Source organism: Dethiosulfovibrio faecalis, assembly GCF_021568795.1.
Lineage (GTDB): Bacteria > Synergistota > Synergistia > Synergistales > Dethiosulfovibrionaceae > Dethiosulfovibrio > Dethiosulfovibrio faecalis.
Window position 1 is genome coordinate 1 of record NZ_JAKGUE010000011.1, and the last position, 13,593, is coordinate 13,593.

Annotated in this window: 9 protein-coding genes; 5 read left to right on the forward strand and 4 right to left on the reverse strand. The window is 56.3% G+C overall.

All coding sequences use genetic code 11. The annotated features are described in order from the left end of the window. Positions 1–174: 174 nt before the first annotated feature. Together L2W58_RS08580 and L2W58_RS08585 are read right to left on the reverse strand one after the other, a co-directional pair. Positions 175–1,467 carry an MFS transporter gene (locus L2W58_RS08580; protein ID WP_236102931.1) on the reverse strand — a complete coding sequence of 431 codons (1,293 nt, stop codon included), beginning with the start codon at positions 1,465–1,467 and terminating at the stop codon, positions 175–177. Between the two features lie 136 nt (positions 1,468–1,603). Then, a complete protein-coding gene (locus L2W58_RS08585; protein ID WP_236102932.1) occupies positions 1,604–2,425 on the reverse strand; it encodes a histidinol-phosphatase HisJ family protein in 822 nt (273 codons plus the stop codon). A 190-nt stretch (positions 2,426–2,615) separates the two neighbouring features. Here L2W58_RS08585 and L2W58_RS08590 point away from each other — a divergent pair, with 190 nt between their 5' ends. Then, positions 2,616–3,287, forward strand: a complete 672-nt coding sequence (locus L2W58_RS08590; protein WP_236102933.1) for a PHP-associated domain-containing protein — start codon at positions 2,616–2,618, stop codon at positions 3,285–3,287. Here L2W58_RS08590 and L2W58_RS08595 read toward each other — a convergent pair. Further along, entirely contained in the window at positions 3,242–5,578 is a 2,337-nt protein-coding gene (locus L2W58_RS08595) for a DUF3536 domain-containing protein (RefSeq protein WP_236102934.1), read from the reverse strand. The two genes, L2W58_RS08590 and L2W58_RS08595, sit on opposite strands and share 46 nt — an antisense overlap. Before the next feature lie 2 nt (positions 5,579–5,580). Then, a complete protein-coding gene (gene glgB / locus L2W58_RS08600; RefSeq protein WP_236102935.1) occupies positions 5,581–7,470 on the reverse strand; it encodes a 1,4-alpha-glucan branching protein GlgB in 1,890 nt (629 codons plus the stop codon). A gap of 91 nt (positions 7,471–7,561) precedes the next feature. Between glgB and malQ the strand changes: the two genes are divergently transcribed. The 4 genes from malQ to glgC are packed head-to-tail and all read left to right on the forward strand — an operon-like array spanning position 7,562 to position 13,581. Further along, positions 7,562–9,043 carry a 4-alpha-glucanotransferase gene (gene malQ / locus L2W58_RS08605; RefSeq protein WP_236102936.1) on the forward strand — a complete coding sequence of 494 codons (1,482 nt, stop codon included), beginning with the start codon at positions 7,562–7,564 and terminating at the stop codon, positions 9,041–9,043. Continuing rightward, complete coding sequence (gene glgP / locus L2W58_RS08610) at positions 9,040–10,791, forward strand: alpha-glucan family phosphorylase (protein WP_236102937.1); 1,752 nt, start codon at positions 9,040–9,042, stop codon at positions 10,789–10,791. The genes malQ and glgP overlap by 4 nt, the downstream gene beginning before the upstream one ends. A gap of 2 nt (positions 10,792–10,793) precedes the next feature. Next, positions 10,794–12,233 carry a glycogen synthase gene (locus tag L2W58_RS08615; RefSeq protein WP_236102938.1) on the forward strand — a complete coding sequence of 480 codons (1,440 nt, stop codon included), beginning with the start codon at positions 10,794–10,796 and terminating at the stop codon, positions 12,231–12,233. 37 nt (positions 12,234–12,270) lie between these two features. Then, positions 12,271–13,581: a glucose-1-phosphate adenylyltransferase gene (gene glgC, locus L2W58_RS08620; protein WP_236102939.1), complete on the forward strand. Its 1,311-nt coding sequence runs from the start codon at positions 12,271–12,273 to the stop codon at positions 13,579–13,581. The last annotated feature ends 12 nt before the right edge of the window (positions 13,582–13,593 follow it).

Here is a 13,593-nt window from a genome sequence, read left to right on the forward strand (position 1 = left end):
CCAGGATCAAACTCTCCATAAAATTCACTTGGCTTCGCTTTTCTGTTTCCCCATTTTCGGCTGTCAAGGTTCGCGCTCACTACGTTACGGCTGCCTTACTAGGCGGCCGGCTCAGCGGCGCAGAAGGAATAATACACCACTTACCATACTCTCGTCAACCGCCAATTTTCTGTTTCATTCTTCCGATTTCTTTCGCCCGCCTTCAGAGGATTCTATTTCGGGGATCACCGCTATCTCTCGACTCTGTACCTTGAGCCATCTGTTGGAGGCCAGCATGAACAGTCCTACCATGGCGAAGGCCACCGGAAGACCTGTGCCGTCCGCCACCCACCCGAGAAGAGGAGCGGCGATAACCGCCAGGAAAGAACGAAGCTGACTGTCCACCGACATTACCGTGGCTCTAACATCTCGGTCCATAAGGTCACCGCAGAGATCGACGAAGATAGGTCGCCTGGCGTCCTTCATGACGTAAAGGAGGAAGAACACCGCCGCCACCGTCAGGGGAGATCCCCAAAGGGAGACCCCCGCCAGAAGAAGAGCCGCCATCCCCATAACGTCGAAGGATGCGTTCATAAGCCAAGCGGAGGAGATCCTTCGCCTGAGTCTCCATATCGAGGCGGACGCGGCGGAGCCGGCCAGATGGAATATACAGTAAGTCAGGCCTAGCCATACGGTAAGGGCCTTGTCACCGTCTCCGGCCAGAGTCCCCACCAGCACCAAGGCCAGTATCGGCTGAACGTAGTCCTTGATTATCTTGAACAGTCCATCGTATATGGACGAACTCAACAACGCCCTCATGAGCCTTCTGTCCCTCATAACCGATCGAAGCGAACGGAAGCCGAAGGACAGAAATCCCCTCTCGGATTTTTCCTCCACCATGTTCTCGTCCCTGTCCAGCCAATCGGGATAGCTCCAGATCAAAGCGAGATCCCCTATATAGGGAAGCATGGCCACTACGAAGAGCCATCGATAGGCCGGCAACCCCAAAGCAAGAGGCACGGCTATCAGAGCGGAGAGGGCCGATCCCAGCAGCGACCAGGCCCTGGTCCTGCCATACAGAAAGGTCTTCTCGTCCGCCACGCCGTGGTGATCCAGATAGGTATAGATCATGGCCTTGTGGGTTCCGGAACGGAAGGCCTCGCCAAGGCCGAAAAAGGTTACCGCCCCTGCGAAGATCGGCAACGACCGACCGATGAAAAACAGAGCAAAGGATATCAGATAAAAGACGAAGCAGAGAAGGAGCTCTTTTTTCCTCCCCCAATGATCGGCCAAAACTCCCGACGGTATCTCGAAAACGTATATGACCGCTTCTCTCAGGGAGAACAGAAGTCCTATCTGAAATAGAGACAATCCTGCACCTATGAGGTATAGGAGCATATAGGGCTCGAAAAAACGCAGGTTTTTGAGGAAACCGTACATCCTGAACTTCCAAACCAAAGGATCCCGCAACATATCTTTTCTGTCCAAGGGAGCACCTCCTGCCGAGACTGGACATTCCTCTGAAGACAATCCTATCCATAAAGTAGTATCAGGGCAAACAAAAAAGGAGAGACCTTTAGGCCTCTCCAAATCGAAGAAAGATCTCAGTATATTTTTACGGGGATCAGGCGGCCAGGGAGTAGAACCGTGGGGTCCTTCCCTGGAAGCTACAGGTATAGCGAAAACCGAGGGCCTCCAGCAGCCCTTCCGCGAGGAAGAAATCGGCGGCGATGTCCTTGAGCCTGTGGGCATCGGAGCCCACGGTTATAATCTCTCCTCCGAGCTCTCTGTAGCGACGCAGTATCCACTCTCCGGGATGAAAGGCATCGAGGCCGTAGCGAAGACCGGAGGTGTTGAGCTCCAGACCGATACCCCTTTTGACCAGTTCCTGAAGGATCTCGTCTATCCTATCCTTGTGAAGCTCACGGTCGATCACGCTGTGCCTGTCGCCATAGGTGCCTGCTCCATAGCGCCTCACGAAATCCATGTGCCCCACGACGGAGATACCGGAAAAGGCCCTGACGCTATCCAACATAGCCTCGAAGTACCTCCCGTGGGCATCGTCTCTGGTCTTACCCTCGAAAAAACCTTCCTCTCCCATGCTCTTTCCGTCCACGCAATGAAGGGATCCTATAACGAAATCCCAGTCGCTTTTCTCCAGAATCGGAGCTACTCTGCCCTTTTTCGAGATATCCAAACCGACCTCCAGACCGATCCTGAGCTTTATCCTGTCGGCCCACCGGGCCCGACACCAACCGAGGGTCTCCAGATAGGACGGAACGTCCAAATCGAAGTTAACCGCCTCGCTGGGGAAATCGAGATCCATATGGTCCGTCACGGCTATCTCCTTCAATCCGAGATCGCAGGCTCTCTGCAAGACCCGGTCCAACGGCTCGTCGCAGTCACCGGAAAAAGACGTATGTACGTGATAGTCCGACCTGAGCATCGGGACACCTCCTGAGGATAAGTTTCGTAAAGGCTTTTCCTTATACTACAAAAAAGAGGTTACGACATCCCTTCTTTTCGGAAACGGAAGGATCACGACATCGGACGTTGCGGAAATCCCAGACTCAGGTATAATCCAATGGAATAAAAACTACTCCGATAAGTAGACGGAGAAGAGAAGGAGAGTTTCCATGATAATAGATACCCACCTGCACACCATGGAGGGATCGCCGGACAGCCATCTGCCTCTGGAAAGAGCGGTCGCCCGAGCGAAGGAACTTTCCATGAACGGAATCTGTATCACAGATCACGACACACTCAAACTGGCCCCTATGGCCGAAGAACTGTCCGATAGATACGACTTTCTCATCTTGGTGGGAGCGGAGATACTTACCTACGAGGGAGACCTGCTCGTATACGGCCTGGACCGGCTCCCGGAGGAAAAGATGCACGCTCCGGATCTGGCCAAACTGGTCTCCTCGCTCGGAGGAGCCAGCGCGGCGGCCCATCCCTTCAGAGACAACGGCCGAGGGATGGGAGAGGTGATGCGACTCTGCCCCCATATGCACGGGGTGGAGACCTTTAACGGCAGCACCAAGCCCCACCACAACGAGATGGCTCTGGAAACCGCTCTAGATATGAGCAGCTCGATGCTGGGCGGCAGCGATTCCCACTGGGAGGACCGCATAGGCCTTTTCGCCACCCGGTTCCATCGGCCTGTACGGTCCATGGCAGATCTGGTTAACGCCTTGAAGGAAGGAGCCATATCTCCGGTCCGTTACGACAAAGACTCCTCCTCCTGGGTCCATCCCGAGGCCTATCTGCGATCCGTCGCGGCCCCGGTGGAACAGCCAACCCTCTGAAGCAAACGAACATCCACGTTTTCGGCCCTTTCCTTCAGCTCCAACAGGGCTTTCTGAAAGGGCCACAGATCCACCTTGGCGTCGGCACGATCCATAAGATCCAGAATGCCTGACATATCCTCCAACACGACGTCGGTATCCACCTCGTTCCGCTCCAGCTCCATAGCCAGGAAGACCGTCCTTGACCTGATCGTTTTCTCCAGCCGCTCCCTGTCCAACTGAACACCCCACCGGCGGGACCTGCTAAGCAGGTCGAGCAGATCCCCGTAGGAAGGCCTCTCAGTGGACAACTCGCGATTCAACCGATAATCGACAAAAATTTTAGCAGCGGAGCGAAGGGGAACGGACTCTCCTCCGTCCAGCAGAAGGAGGTTCTCGTCCCTAAGAACCACATCTTTCACCGCCAAAGCAAGCCTTTTCTCGCAACGACTCTTTATCTCATCGACCACCCTGTCCCGGCTATCCCGGAACAGATGGCGCAACGAGTAGAGTCTGTGACCGAAAATGCTCCCCAAAACGGATCGATCGTCACGGTTCGAGGCAAGCCTTACACGTTCCAGCAGAACCTCGGGGTCGGCTCCCTCCGTAATGGGCAACGCTCCGCACAGGATCCTGCGCCCTCCCCACCAAATCGCCAGGGTAAGCAGCTCCATGGACCTGCCGGTCAACTCGGATCGAACGGTCATATGGCCGAAAAACCGTTCCTCCCCTTCGGAGGAACATCTGCATACAGTGCCGTCCTTCACCGAGATCAAGGGAAACTCGGTCTCTCCGGGATCGAGATCGAAAAGGCGGTAAAGAGCGACGTGAGCCGCCACCCTCGGCAGGTCCATCGAGGCGGGCTCCACGAAGAAGGAAAAGATCCTGCTGCCGTCTCCCAGCTCCGGAACGTTGCTCGGGGCCTTTTCCAAGGCCTCCAGGAAGGGTTTGCGAAGTCCTGATTTTCCCAATCTCTCGGTCAGATCCAACACCTTGGCGGCATACCGCAAAACCTGGATCGCCTCTATTCGACAGATATCGTCGAAAAACCAGCCGCAACTGGAGAACATCAACATAGAACAACGCTCCATCTCGAGAAGAGAGAGCCCCAGAGACTCCTCCTCGAAGGAAAGGTCCCGCCCAGCCTCGTCTCGAAGAAAGGCTACCCTGTTGGAAGGAAACATCTTGGAATACAGCCGTTCCGATCGGTCCCGAACCGCCCAGGGATCGGAGAAAAGAGACGCCCCTCTTTCCTGGAATAGCTCGTCTACCTCTCTCTGCAGGCTTTCCAGAGCATTCCTCATAGGTGCCCTCCAACGCTGATGCCACTGAGGGTGTCCGCCGTCGGAGCATCCGCAATCGGAACGCCAACGCTCCACTCCATGGACGCAGCTCCACGAAGACCTCTCGACTATCTCGACCTCGCTTTTTGGGGGACATATCTCCAAAAAACGGCCGTACACCGTCAAATCCACGTCGGGAAGACGATCCAGCTCGTCCAGGCAGGCTGCCAGAGCCATCTCGCCAAAGCGATGATGATGTCCGAAGGTCTCTCCGTCCACAGCTACATGCTCAAGGGCAGGACCGTTCCGGTCGGAGCAACGATCCGACAGCCTCCGAGCCAATCTTCGACCGTCCTCCAGGGCGGCTCCGAAAGCCATCTCCCGAGCTAGCTCTCCGTCGTAGAAAAACAGGGAGATCTCCGCGCCGCTCGGGAGCCTGCATATATAGGGTTTAGAGACGTCTACAGGTCCGTCCGAAACCAAACGCAAGGCCTGATGAGGTGCCAACAGGACAAACTTGATCCCCTCACCGACCAACATCTCCAGGGAGTCGGTATCCACCGCCGCCTCGGGAAGCCACATACCCTCGGGACGGCGACGAAAACGACGGACGAAATCGGATATTCCCCACACCACCTGGGTACGTCTGTCCCTTTCGGAGGCCAAAGGAAGGATCGCGTGGCCGTAGACCTGGGCGATGGCAGGACCGTGCCCCTCGAACCTCTCGATACCGATGCGATCCGCCTCCAATATGGAACGATATATCCAAGGACGACGGTCCTCAAGCCAACCGAGCAGAGTAGGGCCAACGTTGAAACTCATGGAACCGTAGCAATTCCTGGTAGCGAATATTCGACCCTCTTCGTCCAACAATCTGGCGGCCCCGCAAGGACCGTAACACTGATCTGCGATCCTCTCGTTCCAGTCGTGCCAGGGAGAAGCCGTCTCCTGACGCTCCACAACTCCGGTCCAGGGATTTTCCCTCGGCGGCTGATAGAAATGTCCATGTATGCAGACGTAACGGCTCACAGCTACTCCCTCCCGTCGGACAAACTCGCCTCAGGCGCCAGTATGATCGCCCCAAGCGGCGGTAGAACCATCTCCACAGAGAAACTCAGGCCGTGACAGGCGACCTCCTCGGCCGATACCCCCCCCAGATTCCCGACGCCGGTTCCTCCGTAATCGTTCGAATCGGTGTTGCACAGCTCCCGCCAACAGCCTCCGGAGGGCAAGCCTATCCTGTAGCCCGTCCTTGGAATAGGCGTACAGTTGAAGATTCCCACCACCGGCCTGGGACCGGAGGGCCTCATCATTGCGAAGACGCTCTGCCCTCTGTCGGAACAGTCTATCCATCTGAAACCGTCGGGATCGAAATCCCTGTGAAGCGCGTCCTCCTCCCGGTAGAGACGGTTGAGATCCGACACCAGACGAAGAATTCCTCTGTGACTCGGATCGTCCAGAAGGGCCCAGTCCAGCTCCACCTCGTGGTCCCATTCACGCCACTGACCGATCTCGCAGCCCATGAAAAGCAGCTTCTTTCCCGGGTGAACGAACATCAGGGCGAGCAGAAGCCTGAGATTGGCCTTCTTCCTCCATTGATCCCCGGGCATCTTGGACAGAAGCGATCTTTTACCGTAGACCACCTCGTCGTGAGATACAGGGAGGACGAATCTCTCGGAAAAAGCGTACCAGAGGCCGAAGGTTATCTCCTCGTGGTGCCAGGGCCTATGGATCGGATCTCGGGAGAAGTAGGACAGGGTATCGTGCATCCACCCCATATCCCACTTCATGGAAAACCCCAGGCCGCCCAGATGAGCGGGACCGGTCACCCTGGGCCAGTCGGTGGACTCCTCCGCTACCGTGACGACATCGGGAAAGCTCCTGGATATCTCGGAGTTCAGCTCCCGGAGAAAGGATACCGCCTCAAGGTTCTCCCTTCCTCCGTACCGGTTGGGCTCCCACTCCCCTCTCTCTCTACAGTAGTCCAGATAAAGCATGGAGGCCACTCCGTCCACCCTCAGTCCGTCGGCGTGATACATATCCAGCCAAAACGCGGCGCTGCTTATCAGAAACGAACGAACCTCGTGTCTTCCGTAATCGAAAATGCAGCTCGTCCACTGAGGATGATATCCCCTCCTGGAATCGGGATGCTCGTACAGAGCGGTTCCGTCGAAACGGGCCAGACCGTGGGCGTCGGAGGGAAAATGAGAGGGAACCCAGTCCAGGATGACGGCGATCCCCCGGCTGTGGAGATAATCGACGAGATACATGAAGTCCTCAGGAGAACCGTATCTCCCGGAGGGAGCGAAATAGCCCAACACTTGATATCCCCAGGAACCGTAGAAAGGATGCTCCATAACCGGAAGAAACTCCACCGCAGTAAACCCCGCCTGAGAGACGTGATCGGCCAACATAGGGGCAATCTCCCGGTAGGACAGAAAGGATCCGTCCCGCCTCCTCCACGACCCCAGATGGACCTCGTAGATCGACCAGGGGCCGTCCAGGGGAAGCCGCTTTCCTCTGCTCTCCATCCATTCCCGGTCGGTCCACTCGTGATCGACGTTCCATACCATGGAGGCGCTCCTTGGGGGAGTCTCCCAGCGGTGGGCCATAGGATCCCCTTTCTGAAGCCACTCGCCGGCCCCGGTCTTTATACCGTATTTATATAGATCACCGATGGAGACCCCAGAGACGGTTCCCTCCCAGATACCGCTGCCATCCCCCCTGGAATACAGGGGGGCGATTCCGGGAGTCCAACCGTTGGAATCGCACAGAACCGAGACTTCCCTGGCGTTAGGAGCCCAGAGGGCAAAGCGGGTACCGCCTTCCTCGGGAAAAGAACCGAGATGTTTGTAAAGACGATAATGCCGTCCCTGCCGGAAGAGAAAAACGTCGTAATCGCTTAACCGTGAACCGGCCATGATGGATTGAGCCTCCTTTCACTTCTATCTTCGATTATATATAGACCTTTCGTCATAGTACAATGAATAAAGACGAGGAGGTGTTTTTTCCATGAGAAGATCGGCGTTGCTTCTCCACATATCGTCCCTACCGTCGCCCTGGGGCGTGGGGGACATGGGACCGGAGGCCCACAGACTGGTGCGGTCCCTCGTCCGACGTGGGCTCAACTGGCAGACACTGCCTATGAACGAGACATCGGAGGCTTTCGGACATTCGCCCTACAGCCCCATATCGGCCTTTGCGGGCAACCGGTTATTCATAAGCCCGGAACTCATGGCCGAGGACGGATGGATAGATGAAAGCGACCTACCCCCGAGACTTCCGATCGGATCGGCAGACTTTGAGGGAGCCTTGAAGATAAGGAAAAACCTCCTCGAAAAAGCCTGGCAAAAAAACAGGGAGGACATGGGATTCTCCCGATTCAAGGAATCCGAACGGCACTGGCTGGAGGACTACTGCTTCTTTCGATCTCTGAAAAGACGTTTCGCCATGGAGCCATGGCACCGCTGGCCCGAGCCCTATCGCCTCAGGAACGAATCGGCCATGGCCGAGATATCGGAAGAGCTGAGCGACGAGATGGATCTTTTGGCCTTCGGACAATACATCTTCTTCCGCCAACAGAGAACCCTTCACAGGCTCTGCGCCGACGAGGGATTGGAGCTGATAGGGGACATGCCCATATACGTGATCCACGACAGTCCCGACGTATGGGCTCATCCGAAGCTGTTCCAGCTGGACAAAGACCTTCGTCCATCCGCCGTAGCGGGGGTTCCTCCGGACTACTACAGCGAAGACGGACAGCTATGGGGTAACCCCCTCTACGACTGGGATCGACATCTTCTGGACGAATTCGCATGGTGGATGAGTCGACTTAGACACGCCCTGGAGCTTTACGACAGAATCCGGATAGACCACTTCAGGGGATTGGTGGGCTACTGGTCCGTCCCGGCAGACGAGACTACCGCAAAGAAGGGAAACTGGGTGGAGACTCCGTCGGAAAGGTTCTTCGAAACCCTGAGGATACACTTTCCCTCCATGCCCTTCCTGGCCGAGGATCTGGGAGTGATAACCCCCGACGTGAGGGAGGCCATGGAATATCTGGATATCCCTGGAATGGCGGTGCTGCAGTTCGCCTTCGACGGAGACACAGGTTCCTCTCCCTACACCCCTCACAACCACGTACCGTCCATGGCGGTATATACAGGGACCCACGACAACGACACCACCGCAGGGTGGTTCTCAACGTTGGGAGAGGACAGCCTTAACAGGCTGGAATCCTACGTAGGCAGAAAGCTTGACGAAAAATCCGCCCCGGAGGCCCTGATAAGGATGGCCCTGGGATCGGTAGCGGAACTGGCTGTCGTTCCGGCCCAGGACCTTCTGGAACTCGGAACGGAGACCAGGATGAACCGTCCTTCCCTGAAGGACGGCAACTGGCGGTGGAGACTGAACGAAGAGGGAATACCAGAACCCAAACTGGACCGCCTGGGACATCTGATAGAAATATACGGGAGAAAGAAAGAGAGGGAATGATCCGGATGCTTATGCAGGCTCACAGACAAAGCGAACTTAGCAAGTCCCTTAGAATGCTTCTCGAACAAGAAGCTTCTTTCCGAAAAGTGGCCTACTGCTCCATGGAGGTCGCCATAAAACCCTCTATACCGACCTACTCCGGCGGCCTGGGAGTACTGGCGGGAGACATACTCAAAAGCGCCGCCGACATGGGAGTTCCCATGGTGGGGATAACCATGCTCTACAGAAACGGCTACTTCCGTCAGAGCTTCGACGAAAAAGGCTGGCAAAAGGAATCGCCGGTGATATGGAACCCGTCAACCGAGCTGGTCCCCCTTCCCAACACCGTCACGGTAAAGCTGAGAGGAAGAGACATAAAGATAAGGGCTTGGGTGTACGACATACACGGACTCTCGGGATACACCGTCCCGGTCTACTTCCTGGACACGGACGTGGAGGGCAATCACGCCGACGACCGCCGTCTATCCTGGGACCTCTACGGCGGAGACCAGACATATCGGCTCTGCCAGGAGATGATACTCGGAGTCGGAGGTCTGAGAATGCTCCGAGACCTGGGCTACTCCGGCATAGAGACCTACCACCTGAACGAGGGACACGCCGGATTTTTGACCCTGGAGCTTATGAGAGAACAGGGATACTTCGACCCGGATAAGATAAAGAAACAGGTCATATTCACCACCCACACCCCCGTCCCGGCGGGACACGACGTATTCCCCTTCGGTCTGGTCGAGAGGACCCTACCTCAGAACTTCGTGGCGACCCTTAAACAGATGCTCCCGGCTTCTCAGGGAGTCTCCATGACCGAGCTGGGCTACACGTTCAGTCGATACGTCAACGCCGTCTCGAAAAGACACGCCGAGGTATCTAGAAAGATGTTCGACTCCGGGAACGTGGACTCGGTAACCAACGGGGTCCACCCCGGAACCTGGGTAAGCCCCAGCATGAAGAAACTCTTCGACTCCCACATCCCGGGATGGGAAAACGGCCCGGGAAGACTGGTCCAAGCTCTGAACCTTCCAAGCGACATACTCTGGAGAACCCACCAGGCGGACAAAACCAGACTGATCGCCACCATACTGGAGATGACCGGACGGTCCCTGGACCCGGACGTACTGACCATAGGTTTCGCCAGACGGGCGGCGCAGTACAAACGGGCGGACCTAATCTTCTCCGACGTTCAGAGGCTACTGGAGGCGACCTCGGGCAAGCTTCAGATAGTCTTTTCCGGCAAAGCCCATCCTAAAGACGACGGGGGGAAAGCTCTGCTCCAGAGGATACAGCAGATCATCCACGACATAGACGGAGCCCTGAGCGTGGTATTTCTGGAAAACTACAACATGGAGCTTGCCTCCCATCTGGTACAGGGAGTGGACCTCTGGCTCAACAACCCCACCAGACCCCACGAGGCATCCGGCACCAGCGGCATGAAATGCGCCCTCAACGGCATAATGAGCCTGTCCGTTCTGGACGGCTGGTGGATAGAGGGCTGGGTGGAAGGAGCAACCGGATGGTCCATAGGGCCTGAACCCAGCGAAGCGGACCTGCTCGGATACGACGGAAACCTGGACGCAGTGGACCTGTACAAAAAACTAGAGCAGGAGGTAATACCGACCTACTACGACGACAGAGAACGATGGATAAGCATGATGCGTCGGGCCATAGCCCTGAACGGAAGCTACTTCAACACCCACAGGGTGGTAAAAGAATACTGTGAAAAAGCCTACGAGATAAACTTCAGGGGAATGTAGCCGTGACGGGAAAAAAACTATCGGTACTCCACGTAGCCCCCGAGGCGGCCCCTCTGGCCAAGGTGGGCGGCCTGGCCGACGTAACCGGCTCCCTTCCGACGGCGCTCAGGTCGCTGGAAGTGGACGCCAGGCTGCTCATACCGGCTTGGGGAGACATGGAAAATCGACTTGAGAGCTCGGGAGTAGAGATCCACGAGACGGAAGGCTCGGTGGAAATTCCTCTGGGAAACCGGCTCTATCGGGGCAAACTCCTACTGTGCCACATAAACGGCGTCCCTACCTATCTCCTTCGCCAGGAGGAACTCTACAAAGGCCCCATATATCCGGAAAAGCTGGAGGAAGGCACGGCGCTGCCCTTCGCCTTCCTCAGCTATGCCGGACTGACCCTTCCGGCTCTGACCGGCTGGTCTCCCGACATCTATCACTGCCACGACTGGACGACGGCCTTTTTGCCCATAGCCCTCAGGTGGCACAGCTGGTTCAAGGGACAGAGGACTACCAGAAGATCTGTATTCACCGTCCACAACCTGGCCCATCAGGGATTGCTGGACAAAACGGCGGTCGAACCCCTTCGGCTGCCCTGGGAGGCCTTCAACATCGACGGAATGGAATACTTCGACAGGGTCAACCTACTCAAGGGAGCCATAAACGGCGCCGACCACATAACCACCGTCAGCCCCACCTACGCCGAGGAAATTCAGACCCATTGGGGAGGACACGACCTGGACGGAGTGCTTAGAAACCGTCGAGGTCGACTGTCAGGGATCCTAAACGGCCTGGACGACGGGGCATGGAACCCCGAGACGGACAAAAGCCTTCCAGTTCCCTACTCGGCGGACGACCTATCCGGCAAGAAAAAAGCCAAGACCCTGCTGGAAAAGGAGACGGGGCTGACCGGAAAAGGCCCCATAGCCGCCATGGTCAGCCGATTGGTCGAACAGAAGGGACTGGACATACTTCTGCCGGCGCTGGGGAAGATGGCCGACATGGGACTGAGAATAGTCGTGATAGGAAACGGGGAAAGCCGCTACGAGAACCGGCTTACCCAACTGGAAAACCACTACTGTGGCAGAATAAAATTCGTAAAAGGCTACCACGAAACCCTGGGAAGACTCGCCTATGGAGGATCGGACATATACCTGATGCCCTCGCGGTTCGAGCCCTGCGGACTATCCCAACTCATAGCCCTGAGATACGGCTCCGTCCCGGTGGTACGAAGGGTCGGAGGTCTTGCCGACACCGTCTACGAAAACGAAGAGGGCATCGGATTCGTCTTCGACCGATACGACAGCTCGGAACTTCTGAACGCCGTAGGACGGGCCATGAACGACATGAAAGACGAAAAGAACTGGCAAGCAATGGTGAAAAGGGGAATGAAAAAGGATTTTTCGTGGAAGACATCCGCTCCCGACTATAGGGAAATTTACAGAAGTATATTATGATGGAAATTAAGAAGATAAATTAAGGAGGAGGGCTAACATGATACGGGGACAATATGGAAGGGTTTTGGGCATAGTCCTTGCTGGCGGAAAAGGCGAACGACTCATGCCTTTGACCAAATACAGGGCCAAACCCGCGGTTCACTTCGGAGCGAAATACCGTATCGTGGATTTCGCCATATCCAACCTGATCAACAGCGGGATCTTCTCCATCTACGTACTAGTTCAGTTCAAAAGCCAATCCCTGAACGAACACATAGACAAGGCCTGGCAGTTCGGAGGAGCCCTCAGAGGAAGGGACTTCTTCGTAACCCTGGTTCCAGCCCAGATGTGGCGAGGAGAGAGGTGGTTCGAGGGCACCGCCGACGCGGTCTACCAGAACATGCACCTCGTGACGCTGTACGACGCCGACCGAATATGCGTGTTCGCCGCGGACCACATCTACAAGATGGACGTTGAACAGATGCTGACCTACCACATGGACCACAACGCCGACGTCACGGTGGCGGCCAACGTGGTCCCCTCCTGCGAGGCCCACCAGTTCGGCTGCATCGAGACCGACGAGAGAGGCAAGATAACCGGATTTATGGAAAAGCCGAAAAACCCGCCGGAAATCCCGGGAAGACCGGGGTTCAGCTACGTCTCCATGGGGAACTACATCTTCGAGAGAGAGATACTGGAAGAATCCCTTCTGGAGGACGCCTCCATGGAACACTCCAGCCACGACTTCGGCCGAGACATAATACCCCGACTGGTCGGACGAGGCAGGGTGTTCGCCTACGACTTCTCCACCAACGTCCTTCCGGGCATAAACGACGCCCACTGGAGAGACGACAAGCCTTACTGGAAGGACGTAGGCACCATCAAGGCCTACTGGCAGGCACACATGGACCTGCTTCAAAACGACTCGGAGATGACCCTGTACAACCCCCATTGGCCTATCAGGACCGTCTCCTTCGCCGACCCTCCGGCCTACGCCTACCCCTCCGACGGGGAGAGCTGCAATGTCTCCAGCACCCTGATGGCAGAGGGCAGCCGCATACTTGGAGCAGAGGTGGAAAAATCGGTCCTATCCAGAAACTGCGTCATACTTCCGGGAGCTAAGGTCGAGGAATGCATAATCGGCCAAGGAGTGATAATAGGCCGAAACTGCCGCCTCCGCAGGGTGATAGTAGACGGACACAACGAAATCCCCAACGGCACCGTGCTGGGATACGACCTTGAAGAGGACGGTAAACAGAACACCGTCGACGAAAGCTCGGGGATAGTGGTCGTTCCCATGCCCCAGATGCAGCTGAGAAAGAAACCCGACTCGGTTAAAGAAACAGGAGAATGGATGAGCTTCAGCTAACCTTAAACGGAG

Coding starts and splice junctions, on each gene's coding strand:
- L2W58_RS08585 (WP_236102932.1), bottom strand. CDS start 2,425: ATGCTCAGGTCGGACTATCACGTACATACGTCTTTTTCCGGTGACTGC.
- L2W58_RS08590 (WP_236102933.1), top strand. CDS start 2,616: ATGATAATAGATACCCACCTGCACACCATGGAGGGATCGCCGGACAGC.
- glgB (WP_236102935.1), bottom strand. CDS start 7,470: ATGGCCGGTTCACGGTTAAGCGATTACGACGTTTTTCTCTTCCGGCAG.
- malQ (WP_236102936.1), top strand. CDS start 7,562: ATGAGAAGATCGGCGTTGCTTCTCCACATATCGTCCCTACCGTCGCCC.
- glgP (WP_236102937.1), top strand. CDS start 9,040: ATGATCCGGATGCTTATGCAGGCTCACAGACAAAGCGAACTTAGCAAG.
- glgC (WP_236102939.1), top strand. CDS start 12,271: ATGATACGGGGACAATATGGAAGGGTTTTGGGCATAGTCCTTGCTGGC.